At 60.1% G+C, this 15493-nt stretch carries 12 protein-coding genes; 6 read left to right on the plus strand and 6 right to left on the minus strand.

Features of this window, described 5'->3' with window-relative positions; translation table 11 throughout:
* Positions 1-96: 96 nt before the first annotated feature.
* A complete protein-coding gene (locus ACO6VD_RS04040) occupies positions 97-2388 on the minus strand; it encodes a TonB-dependent receptor (protein WP_422417184.1) in 2292 nt (763 codons plus the stop codon).
* A gap of 218 nt (positions 2389-2606) precedes the next feature.
* Between ACO6VD_RS04040 and ACO6VD_RS04045 the strand changes: the two genes are divergently transcribed.
* The gene (locus ACO6VD_RS04045) at positions 2607-3287 is read left to right on the plus strand and encodes a Fe2+-dependent dioxygenase (RefSeq protein ID WP_422417185.1); all 681 of its coding nucleotides are present in this window, start codon (positions 2607-2609) and stop codon (positions 3285-3287) included.
* 3 nt (positions 3288-3290) lie between these two features.
* The gene (locus ACO6VD_RS04050; RefSeq protein ID WP_422417187.1) at positions 3291-4049 is read left to right on the plus strand and encodes a tetratricopeptide repeat protein; all 759 of its coding nucleotides are present in this window, start codon (positions 3291-3293) and stop codon (positions 4047-4049) included.
* A gap of 72 nt (positions 4050-4121) precedes the next feature.
* Here the strand turns inward: ACO6VD_RS04050 and ACO6VD_RS04055 are convergent, their stop codons facing one another.
* On the minus strand, positions 4122-5285 hold the full coding sequence (locus tag ACO6VD_RS04055; RefSeq protein ID WP_197875780.1) for a type III PLP-dependent enzyme: 1164 nt from the start codon (positions 5283-5285) through the stop codon (positions 4122-4124).
* Positions 5286-5941: 656 nt separating this feature from the next.
* Here ACO6VD_RS04055 and ACO6VD_RS04060 point away from each other — a divergent pair.
* The 3 genes from ACO6VD_RS04060 to ACO6VD_RS04070 all read left to right on the plus strand — a co-directional run bounded on the left by ACO6VD_RS04060 (position 5942) and on the right by ACO6VD_RS04070 (position 9985).
* Positions 5942-6430, plus strand: a complete 489-nt coding sequence (locus tag ACO6VD_RS04060) for an RNA polymerase sigma factor (protein ID WP_422417189.1) — start codon at positions 5942-5944, stop codon at positions 6428-6430.
* Positions 6431-6447: 17 nt separating this feature from the next.
* Positions 6448-7422 carry a FecR family protein gene (locus ACO6VD_RS04065; RefSeq protein ID WP_422417191.1) on the plus strand — a complete coding sequence of 325 codons (975 nt, stop codon included), beginning with the start codon at positions 6448-6450 and terminating at the stop codon, positions 7420-7422.
* Between the two features lie 109 nt (positions 7423-7531).
* Positions 7532-9985 carry a TonB-dependent siderophore receptor gene (locus tag ACO6VD_RS04070; RefSeq protein WP_422417193.1) on the plus strand — a complete coding sequence of 818 codons (2454 nt, stop codon included), beginning with the start codon at positions 7532-7534 and terminating at the stop codon, positions 9983-9985.
* Positions 9986-10071: 86 nt separating this feature from the next.
* Here ACO6VD_RS04070 and ACO6VD_RS04075 read toward each other — a convergent pair whose 3' ends face one another.
* From ACO6VD_RS04075 to ACO6VD_RS04090, 4 genes are read right to left on the minus strand one after another with little or no spacing between them, the layout of a single operon-like run.
* Positions 10072-11226: a betaine/proline/choline family ABC transporter ATP-binding protein gene (locus tag ACO6VD_RS04075; RefSeq protein WP_422417195.1), complete on the minus strand. Its 1155-nt coding sequence runs from the start codon at positions 11224-11226 to the stop codon at positions 10072-10074.
* The gene (locus ACO6VD_RS04080) at positions 11223-11876 is read right to left on the minus strand and encodes an ABC transporter permease (protein ID WP_422417197.1); all 654 of its coding nucleotides are present in this window, start codon (positions 11874-11876) and stop codon (positions 11223-11225) included. Before ACO6VD_RS04080 ends, ACO6VD_RS04075 begins: the two co-directional genes overlap by 4 nt.
* Positions 11873-12781, minus strand: a complete 909-nt coding sequence (locus tag ACO6VD_RS04085) for a glycine betaine ABC transporter substrate-binding protein (RefSeq protein WP_422417199.1) — start codon at positions 12779-12781, stop codon at positions 11873-11875. Before ACO6VD_RS04085 ends, ACO6VD_RS04080 begins: the two co-directional genes overlap by 4 nt.
* 14 nt (positions 12782-12795) lie before the next feature.
* On the minus strand, positions 12796-13509 hold the full coding sequence (locus ACO6VD_RS04090; protein WP_422417201.1) for an ABC transporter permease: 714 nt from the start codon (positions 13507-13509) through the stop codon (positions 12796-12798).
* A 333-nt stretch (positions 13510-13842) separates the two neighbouring features.
* Here ACO6VD_RS04090 and ACO6VD_RS04095 point away from each other — a divergent pair, with 333 nt between their 5' ends.
* Entirely contained in the window at positions 13843-15426 is a 1584-nt protein-coding gene (locus ACO6VD_RS04095) for a peptide chain release factor 3 (protein WP_422417202.1), read from the plus strand.
* Positions 15427-15493: the final 67 nt, after the last annotated feature.

Genomic DNA, 15493 nt, shown 5'->3' on the forward strand with positions numbered 1-15493 from the left:
CCTTGTCTTACCGCAAAAGCGAATGCGTCGCGCATTATGCCTTGATACACAAAAGCCCCGTTCACCGAAATGAACGGGGCTTGCCAGTCAGCGCACTCAGAAGTGCACGCTGGTGGTCAGCAGGGCCGTGCGCCCGGCTGCCTGGTTGGCGTAGTGAGCCGCGTAGGCTTTGTCGTAGTAGACCTCGTTGGTGAGGTTTTGCACGTTCAGCTGCAGGTCGACGTTCTTGGTCAGCTTGTAGCTGGCCATGGCGTCGTAGCGCCAGTAGGAGTCGACCATCACGCTGTTGGTGACGTTACCGAACACGTCGTCGACATAGAACGCACCGCCACCGACGGTGAGTTTCGGCGTGACATTGTAAGTGGTCCACAAGGTCAGGCTGTTGTTCGGCGTGTTGGGCATCTGGTTGCCGTCGTTGTAGCCGTCGATCAGTACTTTGTTCACCGTCTGGGCGCCGCCGTCGACCAGCTTGGCGTCCATGTAGGTGTAGCCCGCAAACACTTGCCAGTCGTTGGTCAGCTTGCCGGTAGCGGTCAGCTCCAGGCCGTCGACGCGGCTTTTGCCGGCGTTCTGGTAGGTATTGGCGTCGACCAGCACCCGGGCATTTTCTTTCTCGGTGCGGAAGATCGCTGCGGTCAGGCTCAGGCGCTGTTCCAACAGATCCCACTTGGTACCGATTTCATAATTGGTGGTTTCTTCGGGCTTCAGCTCGCTGGTAGTGGTGGCGGTCAGCAAGGGGTTGCCGTCGCTGCCTTCACCCAGCGATGCGCCGGCCGGCGTTGCCGACGTCGCATAGGAAACGTAGACGCTGCCATTGTCGGTAGGCTTCCAGGTCAGGCCCAATTGACCGGTGATGAACTCGCTGGTGTCTTCGGTCTTGAAGCTGGTAGCGCCGCCAGCCACATTGGTCTTGGCCTTGGTGTCGAAATGGTCGTAACGCAGGCCCATGGTCAGCAGCCAGGCCGGGTTCAGTTCCAGGGTGTCGGTCAGGTAAATGGCGCGGGTGTTGCTGGTAGTGTCGGCGCCTGCGTCGGTGCGGCTAACGGTTCCACCCCATGCTTCATTTGGGTCGGGGTTGGGGAACGAGGTGCACACGCCAGGAATCAGGCCTTCACCTTTGGAACAGTCACCCGATTTGAAGCCGGTAACATCGTAGCCTTCTTTGGTCGAGGCTTCGCGGCTCAGCTCGATACCGGTGGAGAAGGTGTTCTTGAATCCACCGATGTACACCTCGCCGAACAGGTCGGTCTGGTTGGTGGTGGTGCGGGTATTGGCGACCCGGTTGTTTGGGCGACGCCAGACTTCGCCTTTGAGGATGTTGCCCTTGCTGTCATCCGGCTGGCTGTAGATGTAGTCCTGCAGGGTGCTGCCGTGACGCAGGGTGTTCTTGATGGTCAGCGCGTCGCTCAGGTCATGCTCCAGGGCGATGGTGGCGATATCTGCGCGACTTTTATAGAAGTCGCGACCCACCAGGCCATAGAAGTTGTCGCTGTCGCCGCCGTCGGTGGGCTTGTCGGGGTTCGCCGAGGTGCGATTGCCGGAGCTGCCAGACTTGAGGCTGTAAGGGATGCCCGAGTCTGGCAGGTCATCGCTCTCCATGTGGTAGTAGTCCAGGCTCAGGCGGGTTTCTGTACCCAGGCCGAAGACCAGCGACGGTGCCACCCCCCAACGGTCATAGTTGACTTCATCGCGCCCGGCGACGTTGCTCTCGTGGCTCATCAGGTTCAGGCGGAATGCCGCGGTGTCGAGGAACTGATAGTTGCCATCGAAGGTGTAGCGCTGGGTCTGGTCCGAGCCCCAGGTAAAGGCGCCGTCGGTGGAGTTACCCAGGTGGGCGCGTTTGCTCACCAGATTGATGGTGCCACCTGCTGCCCCACGTCCACCGATAGCCGAGTTCGGGCCTTTGGCCACTTCTACCGACTCAATGGCAAAGATTTCGCGGGTTTGCGAACCGGTGTCACGGACACCGTCCAGGTACATCGAGCTCTGCGAGTCGAAGCCACGAATGAAGGGTCGATCGCCCGACGGGTTGCCCCCTTCACCCGCACCCATGGTGATGCCCGGCACAGTACGCAGCGCGTCCTGCAGGTTGAGGGCATTGGTATCCTTGATGACTTGCTGAGGAACCACGGTCACGCTGCGCGGAATGTCTACCAACGGCGCGGTGTACTTCTGTGAGGAAACACTTTCCACCTTGTAACCGGTGTTTGCCGCATCGGCCTGACCGGTGACGCTGGTTGCGTCCAGGGCAATCGCGCCGCTCTTGGCTGGCTCGGCATCTGCGGCATAAGCCAAATGCCCTGCAGAGGTAGCGGTAATCGCCACACCAATGGCGGAAGCGAGCAAGCGTGGTGAACTGACAGCGGTTGGCACGTAGTGACGCGGCATGGTGGTCCCCTTCCCCAGGTTTCAAGGCCGCGAAATATAATGTAAACAAATATGAGTAACAATTGAGAAAAATTGCTATTTGCTCGAAATTTACATTCTTTACAATTTGTAACTGCAGGTTTCAGTTGCTGAAACGTCGCACCCCTCAGAAAGGGCTTGAAGTATGCCAATGGGAATCAATACCATTGACGTCTTTTCTGCTTTCAGGTGCCTGCGCCATGCTGCTACACATTTCCGGGCTGTTCTCTAAAGAGGAGGTCACGCGTATCCGTGAGGAGCTGGAGCACACCGAGTGGGCCGACGGCAAGATCACGGCGGGTTATCAGTCGGCCAAGGCCAAGCACAACCTGCAACTCCCCGAAGGTCACCCTTTGGCCAAAGAGATCGGCACCGCGTTGATCGAACGTCTCTGGCAGCACCCGCGGTTCATGTCGGCAGCGCTGCCGCACAAGGTTTTTCCACCGCTGATCAATTGCTATCGCGAAGGCGGCAATTTCGGTTTTCATGTTGATAACGCCCTGCGCCAGCCCCGTGGCAGCCACGAGCGGGTGCGTACCGATCTTTCCTCGACCCTGTTCCTGAGCAACCCCGAGGACTATGACGGCGGTGAACTGGTGATCCAGGATACCTATGGCGTACAACAGGTGAAGCTGGCAGCAGGGGACCTGGTGCTCTACCCGGGCACCAGTCTGCACAAGGTCAACCCGGTTACCCGTGGTGCACGCTATGCCGCGTTCTTCTGGACCCAGAGCCTCGTACGCGAAGACAGCCAGCGCGCGTTGCTGTTCGAGATGGATAACGCCATTCAGGCACTGACGGCCGATATGCCCGATCACCCGGCGCTGATTCAGCTCACTGGCACTTATCACAACCTGCTACGCCGCTGGGTGGAGGTCTGAACCGTGGCGTTTGCATTGCGTAGTCGCCAGGAGCTGGACAGTGAACAGCTTGCCCAGATGCTTGAGCACAGCCCGGCCAGTGCCGCTCAGGCACTACTGGTCGCAGCAGGGGAGGAAATTATCGAGGCCCAGTTACTGCTCGGGCAGATTCTGCTCGATGGTCGGGGCATCGAGAAAGACCCAGCCTTGGCGCGTCGATGGTTTGCCATTGCCGCTGCGCGTGGAAGTGCCATGGCCGATAACATGCTCGGGCGTTGCCTGGAGCATGGTTGGGGCGGGGAGGTAGATCTTGCTCAGGCTGCTCGTCACTATGAGCGGGCGGCGCGAGCCGGGCTGGACTGGGGGATGTACAACCGCGCCAATATGCTCGCTACCGGACGGGGTGTTGCCCAGGACCACGTGACGGCGCTGGCCTGGTATCGGCAAGCAGCCGAACTCGGTCATGCCAAGTCGATGAACCTGCTGGGACGATATCTGGAGGAAGGTCTGCATTGCCCGCTCGATGTGTCAGGCGCACAGCGTTGGTACCAGCGTTCAGCTGAGACCGGAGATTTTCGCGGACAGTTCAGTCATGCCGGGGTGTTGGCGGCTCAGGGGCAAACACAAGAAGCCCTGACCTGGTTGCAGCGCGCGTTAGTCGCGGGCAACGAGAATTTCCTGAGGGTAGCCGGCCCAGCCTTGGAGCGCGCCGAGCAGTCCGAAATCCGTGGCCTGGCAATTGCCTACCGAGAGCGTTTGGCGCAACTCGAAGCCGGGCGCTGAATGCAACGCGGGGCCGTTGCTGATAGTCAGCAGCGGCCCCGCGATGGGCTGCTCAGCAGCCCGATACAGGCATTACAGGTAGTAGGCTTTCAGCGGCGGGAAGCCGTTGAATTCGACTGCGCTGTAGCTGGTGGTATAGGCACCGGTCGAGAGCCAGTACAGGCGGTCGCCGATGGCCAGGTTCAGCGGCAGGCCGTACTTGTAGTGCTCGTACATGATGTCGGCGCTGTCGCAGGTCGGGCCGGCAATCACCACTTCTTCCATCTCGCCTTTCTTCTCGGTCCAGATCGGGAACTTGATCGACTCGTCCATGGTTTCGATCAGGCCGGAGAATTTGCCCACGTCGGTGTACACCCAACGCTCGACGGCAGTGCGCGACTTGCGCGCCACCAGCACCACTTCACTGACCAGGATGCCAGCGTTGGCGATCAGCGAACGGCCTGGTTCGAGGATGATTTCCGGCAGGTCGTCACCGAAGTCTTCCTTGAGGAAACGGATGATTTCTTCAGCGTAGGTTTCCAGGCTGTTGGTGCGGGTGATGTAGTTGGCCGGGAAGCCGCCACCCATGTTGATCAGCTTGAGTTCGATGCCGTCTTCTTCTTTGAGACGCTCGAAGATCACTTTGACCTTGGCGATCGCCGCATCCCAGACGCTGATGTCGCGCTGTTGCGAGCCGACGTGGAAAGACACACCGTAGGGCACCAGGCCCAGGTCACGGGCAAGGATCAGCAGGTCCATGGCCATATCGGTCTGGCAGCCGAACTTGCGCGACAGCGGCCAGTCAGCGGTGGTCGAGCCTTCGGTGAGAATACGCACATAGACTTTCGAGCCCGGCGCGGCTTTGGCGATGTTGCGCAGGTCGGCCTCGGAGTCGGTGGCGTACAGACGCACGCCCTTCTCGTAGAAGTAGCGGATGTCCTTGGATTTCTTGATGGTGTTGCCATAGCTGATGCGATCAGCGCTGACGCCACGGCTCATGACCTTGTCCAGCTCATAGATCGAGGCGATGTCGAAGCTCGAGCCTTTTTCCTTGAGCAGGTCGATGATCTCAACGGCCGGGTTGGCCTTGACCGCGTAGTAGACCTTGGCGAATTCGAAACCGGCGCGCAGGTCGTCGTAAGCCTGACTGATCATCTGGGTGTCGATGAGTACGAACGGGGTTTCTTGCTTGTCGGCGAACGCCTTCATTTTCTGAAAGGTATCGCGCGCGAAGTAGTCTTCGACCTGAATCGACATGCTTAGGGACTCCATGGGCAAACTGAATAAAAAAGTGGCTGCAACTGAACGCCCTCCGTATCCCCACTTTGGTTCGCCTACTTCCCAAGGCATGTCGCCGAAAGCAAAAAGGTCACCGTGCGTGATAAAGCGAGCTACGGGTGACCTTGCTGTCTCGTCGTCAGTACTTGAGCCGGATGGATCGTTTCCAGCATGGACGTTCGGCGCGAACTTTAGGACCTGAGGGGCTCAAGATCAACAAAAAATGTCGCGATTTTGCACACGTCTGTCGCCCCGTCCTTCACAGCCACTTTCTAACCGACTCAGGTAAACAGTAGATGTTCAATTTGATGACAAAAGCGTTAAAAATACCGATAAGCCCTGAGATCTTTCAGCTATCCGGTTGAATGGCGTGTGCGCTGTGTGATCGACGAAATTAGCGACGAAAGTGCGAAAAATACCCCCGTTCGCAGCCTGTAAAAGGTGCGTTGGTTTTTGTGCGAAAAACCGCCAGCCGTTCAATTTTTTTTCCGTACTCAACAGCCAGATTTCACCTTGCCAACAGCACATTTTTTTCCTGACTCACGCTTCGTCGCCTGCCAAGATCTTCAATTGCCCCGCTTAATAAGAAACATTACTATTCGCGTGATTCCTCTCGCTTGGCGAAGACCCGTACCGTGTCGCGACACAAAGGCTTTCTCGACCACTACCAAGAGCTGATCGGCACCTGGACGCGCAAATTGCGCAATCGCCAGCAGGCTGAGGATCTTGCGCATGATGCCTTTGTCCGGGTCCTGGAAAATGACCAGGACGGAGTCGAGCAGCCGCGTGCCTACCTGCACCAGACGGCGCGCAATATCGCCGTGGATGGTTACCGCCGGGAAGACCGGCGCCAGGCGCTGGAGCAGGACATCTTCGATCCCGGAACCGACGCCAGTGGCGACCCGGAGGCTTACATGCATGCCATCGAGCTGGCGGATAGTGTCGAGCGCGCTTTGGCGCAGTTGCCGCTCAATTGTCGGCGAGTGTTCATCTGGCAGAAGCTCGAGGGACTGACCCAGGCGGAAATCGCTGAACGCATGGGCTTGACCAAGAACATGGTCGAAAAGTATATGATCCGCACGCTCCGGCATCTGCGTGAGCAGCTGGATGTGTCGACGAGATGAGTCAGGCGAATGTTTTCATGAATCAGGACGCGTGCCTTTGTGGCGCCGAGGCTGTGCGCGAGCAGGCGGCCCAATGGTTTGCCCGCACCCGTGACGGGGCGTTGGCTGCAGATACGCAGGCACAATTCGACGCCTGGCTGGCGCAGCACCCACAGCATCAGTACGAATACGATCTGCTCGCCCGGCTCTGGGGTGCAGCCGATGTGCTGCCGCGTGCGCGCCTTGAGGCCTTGTGCCAGGCCGATCCCGTACGGCAGTTGCCGCGTCGACGCTTTATCCAGCAAGCGCTGGCCGCAGGTGTTGGCGCCGCAGCGGTGGGGCTTGGCTGGTTTGGCTGGCAGCAACATCAACTCAACTACCAGGATCAGTTGCAAACGACCCTGGGCGAACGCCGTCAACTCGAGCTACCGGACGGTTCGCAGTTGGAGCTCAATGGCCGTACACAAGTCAAAATCGATTTCAGTGCCGGGCAACGGCGCATCGAATTGTCGGCGGGTGAAGTCATGTTCAGTGTTGCCCATGACACGGCGCGGCCTTTTGTCGTGAATACCGGCAATGGCACGGTCACGGTCACCGGTACCCGTTTCGATGTGCGCCTGGACCCAGCCCGCACCCGCGTCGCGGTGGAACAAGGCTCGGTCAAGGTGCAGGGCCGTGGTGACAGCCAGGTATTACTCAGTGCCGGGCTCGGCTCGCAGATCGATGCCCAGGGCAACGTCGCGCCAGCCTATGCCGTGGACGCTGCAGCACTCACCGCCTGGCGCAAGGGCAAGCTGGTGTTCAATGACGCACCGTTGAGCGAAGTGGTCGAGGAAGTCTCACGCTACCGAGCCCAACCCCTGCGCGTGACACCGGGCAAGGTGGCGGCGTTACGCCTGAGCAGCACCTTCAGCAGTGACGACACCGATGCGTTGTTGCGCGCGCTTCCGAGCATCCTGCCGGTGGCCATCAGGACCCACGCCGACGGCTCCAGCGAAATAATTTCAAAATAAATTCAGGTTTTTTTTCAGTTGTTCGTCTTCCTGGCCAACTGCAACTGCCAAGCATTTCCATTTGCATGCAGATGGCATTTTATCCGGCCTCTCAGGATGTCTCGACGACGTGAACAACAACAAGTTTTCCCCGCGTTCTGCCCCTCGCTTTCGCTCCCGTTTACTGCCGCTGGCGCTGGCGCTGGCTGTCAGTGGCGGTATCGCCAGCAGCTATGCCGACCAGGCTGCAACCAGTATCCAGATCCCGGCGCAATCGCTGGCATCGGCCTTGAGCCAACTGGGACAGCAGACATCGCTGCAGCTGTTCTTCAGCCCGGAGCTGGTGGCCGGCAAGCAAGCCCCGGAAGTGTCCGGCACCCTGGCGCCGGAACAGGCCCTGCAGACGCTGCTGCAAGGTAGCGGCCTGACCTACGAGATCTCCCAGGGCACCGTGGTGCTCAAGCCTGCGCAGAGCACTGGCACCCTGACGACCGGCAGCCTCGAACTGGCGCCGACCGACGTCAAAGTCGTCGGTGACTGGCTGGGAAACGCTGAGGAAACCGTGGTCCAGAACCATCCCGGTGCGCGCACGGTGGTCCGTCGCGAGGCGATGATCGAGCAGGGCGCGCTGAACGTACGCGATGTGCTGCGTGGTGTGCCCGGCGTGCAGGTGCAGGATTCGAACGGTACCGGTGGCAGTGACATTGCGCTAAACGTCGGGGTGCGCGGTCTGACTTCGCGTCTGTCGCCGCGCTCCACCGTGCTCATCGACGGTATCCCGGCAGCCTTCGCCCCTTACGGTCAGCCGCAGTTGTCGATGGCGCCGATCTCCTCTGGCAACCTCGACAGCATCGACGTGGTGCGTGGTGCCGGCTCCGTGCGCTATGGCCCGCAGAACGTCGGTGGGGTGATCAACTTCGTCACCCGGGCGATTCCCGAAAAAGCCACCGGTGAGCTGTCCACCACCATGGAAACTTCCCGCCATGGTGGCTGGAAGCATATCGAGTCGGCTTTTCTCGGCGGTACCGCCGACAACGGTCTGGGTGCGGCCTTGCTGTACTCCGGGGTCAATGGCAATGGCTATCGCAGCAGCAACAACGGCAACGACATCGATGACGTGCTGCTCAAGACCCATTGGGCGGTCACTGACAGTGACGAGTTGTGGCTGAACTTCCACTACTACGACGCCAAGGCTGATATGCCCGGCGGCCTGACCCAGGCACAGTTCGACGACGACCCGTACCAGTCCGATCGTGACTACGACAACTTCAGTGGACGCCGTAAAGATGTGTCGTTGAAGTACCTGCGCCAGATCGACGACGTCACCCAGTTCGAGATCCAGACCTACTACACCGACAGCTTCCGTGGCAGCAGCATCGCCGCCCGCGACCAGAAGACCCTGTCCTCGTACCCGCGCAGCTATCACACCTTTGCCATCGAGCCGCGTGTCTCGCGGATTTTCTTCGCCGGCCCGACCACCCAGGAGGTCAGCGTTGGCTATCGCTACCTCAAGGAAGCGATGCACGAACAGTCGACACGCCTGGGCCTGGTCGACAACGTACCGACCCCTATCCCGGGCTCTGACGGCCATGTGTTCCAGGACCGCACCGGTGGCACTGAAGCCAGTGCCTACTACATTGACGACAAGATCGATGTCGGCAACTGGACCATCACTCCGGGCATCCGCTTCGAGCACATCAATACCGATTGGCGTGATCGCCCGGTGATCGGTGCCAACGGCAAGCCGGTGCAGGAGAAAAACCGCAGCATCACCAGCAACGAACCGTTGCCAGCATTGAGCGTGATGTATCACCTGTCGGATGAGTGGAAGCTGTTCGCCAACTATGAAACCTCGTTTGGCAGCCTGCAGTACTTCCAGCTGGGGCAGGGCGGTAGCGGCGATCAGACCGCCAATGGCCTGGAGCCGGAGAAAGCCAAGACCTACGAGATTGGTACCCGTTACAACAACGGCACCTGGGGTGGGGAGCTGACGGCGTTCTACATCGACTTCGATGACGAACTGCAGTACATCAGCAACGATGTCGGCTGGACCAACCTCGGTGCGACCAAGCACCAGGGTATCGAGGCGTCGATGCACTACGACCTGTCGGGCCTTGATCCACGCCTGCAGGGCTTGAGCGCCAATGCCGGGTTCACCTACACCCGTGCGACTTACGAGGGTGAGATTCCTGGCTTCAAGGGCCGTGACCTGCCGTTCTATTCGCGGCAGATCGTCAATGCCGGGCTGCGTTACCAGATCAATCGCTGGACCTGGAACCTGGATGCCTACGCCCAATCGAAACAGCGTGCACCGGGTACCGGGATGAATGCCGATGGCAGCTTCAACGGCGACTACATCACCGAGCCGAGCGCCGACGGTCAGTACGGCGACATTCCTGGCTATGTCACCTGGGCGGCACGTGGCGGCTACGACTTCGGCCAGGAATTGTCGAACCTGAAGCTGGCGGCGGGGGTGAAGAACATCTTCGACAAGCAGTACTACACCCGTTCCAGCGACAACAACTCGGGGATCTACCTGGGTGAGCCGCGCACGTTTTATGTGCAGGCCAGTGTAGGGTTCTGATCCCTCGGTGGGAGCGGGCTTGCCCCGCGATGCGCTGTGCCTGACAAAACGCATCGCGGGGCAAGCCCGCTCCCACCTCCTGGCGGTCAGGCCAGTGCTTCAGCCGGCGAGACGATGCAGGTCTTGCCGCCACGCGAACGCCCCGAACTCAGGTAAGCGGCAATCGATTCCTGAGTCACCTCACCCAGAAACACCTGCTCGGCATCGAGCACCGGCAACCAAGAACGATTGAACTCGTACATCCGCGACAACAGGATGCGTAGGTGCTCGTCATGGGACGCCGTGGCGTTGAAGGTGCGCAGGAAATCGCTGCAACTGCCTTGCTGGCGATGCAGGTCACGCCGACGCACATAGCCCATGGCCTTGTTCTGCGCATCGGTGACCACCACGTAGCGACGGTCATGTTCGTCCATCAGCTCCACGGCATCGTTGGCTGGCGTTTCCGGGCTGACTGACGGCGCGTTGTCGGCAGCGTCTTCGGCGCGTACCAGCAGCAGGCGTTTGAGCGTGCTGTCCTGACCGACGAAGTTGCTGACAAAGTCATCGGCCGGGTGCGCCAGCAGCGTGTCGGGGTGGTCGATCTGGATCAGTTTGCCGGCACGGAAAATGGCAATCTTGTCACCCAGCTTGATCGCCTCGTCGATGTCATGGCTGACCATGATCACGGTCTTGTTCAGTGCCCGCTGCATCTCGAAAAATTCGTTCTGGATCATCTCGCGGTTGATCGGGTCGACCGCGCCGAAGGGTTCGTCCATCAACAGCAAAGGCGCTTCGGCGGCCAGGGCGCGGATCACCCCGATGCGCTGTTGCTGGCCTCCGGACAGCTCGCGCGGGTAGCGCTGCAGGTACTGCTTGGGTTCGAGTTTGATCATGCTCATCAGTTCGCGGGCACGCTCATGGCACTTTTGCTTGTCCCAACCGAGCAGGCGCGGGACCACCGTGATGTTTTCCTCGATGGTCATGTTGGGGAACAGACCGATCTGTTGGATCACATAACCGATGCGCCGGCGCAGGGTCACTTCATCAAGGCCGGTGGTGTCTTCGCCGTTGATCAGGACCTTGCCGGAGGTCGGCGTAATCAGGCGGTTGATCATTTTCAGCGTGGTGCTTTTGCCGCAACCGGACGGGCCGAGGAACACGCAGATTTCGCCTTCATTGACGGTCAGGCTGACAGCGTCGACGGCTTTGACGTCTTTGCCGTTGGCGTGAAAGGTCTTGCTCAGGTGCTGAAGTTCGATCATTTGCGCAGTCCTTCTGGAGTCAGGGCACGTTGCAGGGTTTGCAGCAGCAGGTCAGCGAAGATGGCCAGCAGGCTCACCAGCAGGGCGCCGACCAGCAGCATCGACATGTCGCTACGGCTGATGGAAGTCAGGATCAGTACACCCAGGCCACCGGCACCAATGGTGGCGGCGATGGTCATGACGCCAATGTTCATGACCACGGCGGTACGTACACCGGCGAGGATCACCGGCACGGCGATGGGCAGTTCGACCATGCGCAGGCGCTGGCCGAAGGTCATGCCGATACCGCGTGCGGCTTCACGGATGCCGGGCTCGACGTTGGTGAGTGCCAGGTAGGTGTTACGCAGGATCGGCAGAAGTGAATAAAGAAACACCGCAGTGATTGCCGGCAATGGCCCCAGGCCCTGGCCGAATTTGGAGTAGAACGGCAGCAGCAAACCGAACAGGGCAATCGAAGGGATGGTCAGCAGTACCGTGGCACAGGCTTGCAAGGGGCCGGCGAGGGCAGGGAAGCGGGTCATGAGGATGCCCAGCGGTACGCCGAACAGAATCGCCAGGCTGACGGCGATGCCGACCAGGGTGATGTGCTGCCAGGTCAGGTGCAGGACCTGGACCCAGTCCAGGTGAGCGAAGGTATCGAGCATGGTCATGGCTGCTCCTGTGCAGGTGGATGCTGGCGCAGGTACTCGGCGGCGACTTTGCCCGGACTCTGGTGCTCGACGTCGACCTTGGCGTTGAGTTCGCGCATGGTCTGGTCATCCAGTTGCTCGGCCAGCGGCTTGAGCAAGGTGGCCAGTTGCGGGTGGGCGTCGAGGACTTCCTTGCGCACCACGGGGGCGGCGGTGTAGTCGGGGAAGTAGTGTTTGTCGTCTTCAAGCAGCTTGAGGTCGAAGGCGCTCAGGCGTCCGTCGGTGGTGTAGACCAGGCCGCTGAACACCTGGCCGTTGCGCAGCGCGGTGTAGACCAGGCCAGCGTCCATCTGACGGATGTTGCGGCGGGTCAATTGCAGGTCGTAGGTTTCGGTGAGACCGACCAGACCATCGGGGCGGTTGGCAAACTCGGTGTCCAGGGCCACCACATGGCTGCGGTCTTTTTCCTCGCGCAGCACCTGGTTCAACTGGCTGATGCTGTTCACTTGCGGATACTGCTCGGCAATGTTGCGCGGCAGTGCCAGGGCATAGGTATTGCTGAACTTCGAAGGTGTCAGCCAGATCAGGTCCTTGCGCGCATCCAGTTCCTTGACCTTGGCATAGGTGGCGGCAGCGCTGGGCATGCGCTCCTCGATGTGGTTGTAGGACACCAGCGATACCCCGGTGTACTCCCAGACCATGTCCAGCTGGCCGGTTTCATGGGCGCTGCGCGCCAGATTGCTGCCCAGCCCACCGGTGATGCGCACATCGAAGCCGTTCTGATTGAGGTAGCGGGCGGTGATTTCCGCCAGCACGGTTTGTTCAGTGAAGACCCGCGCGCCGAGGCGAATCACAGGTTTTGTCGCGGCCTGGGCAAATCCCGAGAACAGCAGGGCCGCGCCCAGTAATAAGGCGATTCTTTTCATTGGAGTTCCTTCGCTTAGTGGGCCAGGCCGCGTTCAAGCCAACGCCGGCTGCCTTGGGCCACCAGGGCGTCGAGCAAGAGGGCGAGCAGAGCGGTGCAGGCAGCGCCGAGCAGCAGTTGCGGCTGATTGTTCAGGGCGATGCCAGGGAAAATCAGGCTGCCCAGACTGTTGGCGCCGATCAGGAACGACAGCGGTGCGGTGCCGACGTTGATCGCCAGGGCCACCCGCACGCCGCCGATGATGATCGGCACGGCATTGGGTAGCTCGACTTGCCAGAGGCGTTGCCGGGGTGTCATGCCGATACCGGTGGCAGCTTCCTTGAGCGAGGCGGGAACGTTTTTCAGGCCCTCGTAGGTGTTGCGCACGATAGGCAGGAGGGAGGCGAGGAACAAAGCGAAGATCGCGGGACCGGCGCCAATGCCGAGGGAACTCAGGGCAATGGCCAGAACGGCCAAGGGGGGGATGGTGTTGCCAATATTGAAAAACTGCATGAAGCGTTCGGCGCGGTCGACCCGGTGTGGTCGACTCAAGGCAATCCCAGCGGGTATGCCCACGGCTAACGCCGCCACCATCGACAGCAGCACCAGCATCAGGTGCGCTTGCAGGTAGAACCACAGATCGGCGCGGTAGTGCGCGATCGTATCAATGCCGATCCAGTGGATCAGCAGGGCCAGGATGACGAGCACAAAGGCACATCCCATCAGCCCCTTGCCATAGCTTTTAGCCACAGGCGGACTCCTTTTGTTGTCGGCGAACGCACTCCCGTGGCGGCCACCATTCCAGGTGGCAGGCAGTGCGATCGCGATAAGCAGCGTGCTGTCCGAAGCGGAGCGGAACACGCCATAAGCGAAGCCTCGTCAGGCTCGTGGTGCCGGTGAAACCAACCCTGACGAACGGTCACTACCGATTGCATATCAGGGGAGTGGACGCCTCCACAGCCGTAAAGGTTCCCATCTGAAGCAGCATTTGGCCAGCGTTAATCCACCCAACGGTTCAGTTCAGGGGTAAGTTTGGGCTATAATCCGCACCCTTTTTTTGAATCACCTGTCAGGCGATTTCCTATGACCAACCAGGCCGCCGAAGTCGCGAAACGCCGCACCTTCGCTATTATTTCCCACCCCGATGCGGGTAAAACCACCATCACCGAGAAGCTGTTGCTGATGGGTAAGGCAATTGCCGTTGCCGGTACGGTGAAATCGCGAAAGTCCGACCGCCATGCCACCTCCGACTGGATGGAAATGGAGAAGCAGCGTGGTATCTCCATCACCACCTCGGTGATGCAGTTCCCGTATCGCGAGCACATGATCAACCTGCTCGACACCCCGGGTCACGAAGACTTCTCCGAAGATACCTACCGCACCCTGACCGCGGTCGACTCGGCACTGATGGTGCTCGACGGCGGTAAAGGTGTAGAGCCACGGACCATCGCCCTGATGGACGTCTGCCGTCTGCGTGACACGCCGATTGTCAGCTTCATCAACAAGCTCGACCGGGATATCCGCGATCCGATCGAACTGCTCGACGAGATCGAGGCAGTACTGAAGATCAAGGCCGCGCCGATCACCTGGCCGATCGGTTGCTACCGCGACTTCAAAGGTGTGTACCACCTCGCCGGCGACTACATCATCGTCTACACCCCGGGCCACGGCCACGAGCGTACCGAGGTGAAAATCATCGAGAAACTCGACTCCGACGAAGCCCGGGCGCACCTGGGTGACGAGTACGAGCGTTTCCTCGAGCAGCTGGAACTGGTTCAAGGCGCGTGCCACGAATTCGACCAGGACGAGTTCATGCGCGGCGAATTGACCCCGGTGTTCTTCGGTACTGCACTGGGTAACTTCGGTGTTGACCATGTCCTCGATGCCGTCGTCGACTGGGCGCCACGTCCATTGCCACGCGTGGCCAATGAGCGCAGCGTCGAGCCGGTCGAAGAGAAGTTCAGCGGTTTCGTGTTCAAGATCCAGGCGAACATGGACCCCAAGCACCGCGACCGTATCGCCTTCATGCGCATCTGCTCGGGCAAGTACGAGAAGGGCATGAAGATGCGTCACGTGCGTACCGGCAAGGACGTGCGGATCGGCGACGCGCTGACCTTCTTCTCCTCCGAGCGTGAGCAACTGGAAGAAGCCTGGGCCGGCGACATCATCGGCTTGCACAACCATGGCACCATCCAGATCGGCGATACCTTCACCGAAGGCGAAGCCCTGGGCTTCACCGGTATCCCGCACTTCGCCCCGGAACTGTTCCGCCGCGTACGCCTGAAAGACCCGCTCAAGTCCAAGCAATTGCGCCAGGGCTTGCAGCAGTTGGCCGAAGAGGGTGCGACCCAGGTGTTCTTCCCTGAGCGCAGCAACGACATCATCCTCGGCGCCGTCGGTGTGCTGCAGTTCGATGTGGTCGCCAGCCGCCTGAAGGAAGAGTACAAGGTCGAATGCGCCTACGAGCCGATCACCGTGTGGTCTGCGCGCTGGATCACCTGTGACGACAAGAAGAAGCTTGAGGAATTCAAGAACAAGGCCGTGGAAAACCTGGCTATCGACGGTGGTGGTCACCTGACCTACCTGGCCCCGACCCGGGTCAACCTGGCGCTGATGGAAGAGCGCTGGCCGGATGTGAAATTCCGCGCTACTCGCGAGCACCACTAAAAGCATCGCGGGGCAAGCCCGCTCCCGCCGTCTGTGGGAGCGGGCTTTTCCCGTGAGTTTTCCCATT

Source organism: Pseudomonas sp. GZD-222 (genome assembly GCF_049310525.1).
GTDB lineage: Bacteria > Pseudomonadota > Gammaproteobacteria > Pseudomonadales > Pseudomonadaceae > Aquipseudomonas.

Coding starts and splice junctions, on each gene's coding strand:
- ACO6VD_RS04045 (WP_422417185.1), top strand. CDS start 2,607: ATGCTGCTACACATTTCCGGGCTGTTCTCTAAAGAGGAGGTCACGCGT.
- ACO6VD_RS04085 (WP_422417199.1), bottom strand. CDS start 12,781: ATGAAAAGAATCGCCTTATTACTGGGCGCGGCCCTGCTGTTCTCGGGA.
- ACO6VD_RS04065 (WP_422417191.1), top strand. CDS start 6,448: ATGAATCAGGACGCGTGCCTTTGTGGCGCCGAGGCTGTGCGCGAGCAG.
- ACO6VD_RS04075 (WP_422417195.1), bottom strand. CDS start 11,226: ATGATCGAACTTCAGCACCTGAGCAAGACCTTTCACGCCAACGGCAAA.
- ACO6VD_RS04080 (WP_422417197.1), bottom strand. CDS start 11,876: ATGACCATGCTCGATACCTTCGCTCACCTGGACTGGGTCCAGGTCCTG.
- ACO6VD_RS04095 (WP_422417202.1), top strand. CDS start 13,843: ATGACCAACCAGGCCGCCGAAGTCGCGAAACGCCGCACCTTCGCTATT.
- ACO6VD_RS04040 (WP_422417184.1), bottom strand. CDS start 2,388: ATGCCGCGTCACTACGTGCCAACCGCTGTCAGTTCACCACGCTTGCTC.
- ACO6VD_RS04055 (WP_197875780.1), bottom strand. CDS start 5,285: ATGTCGATTCAGGTCGAAGACTACTTCGCGCGCGATACCTTTCAGAAA.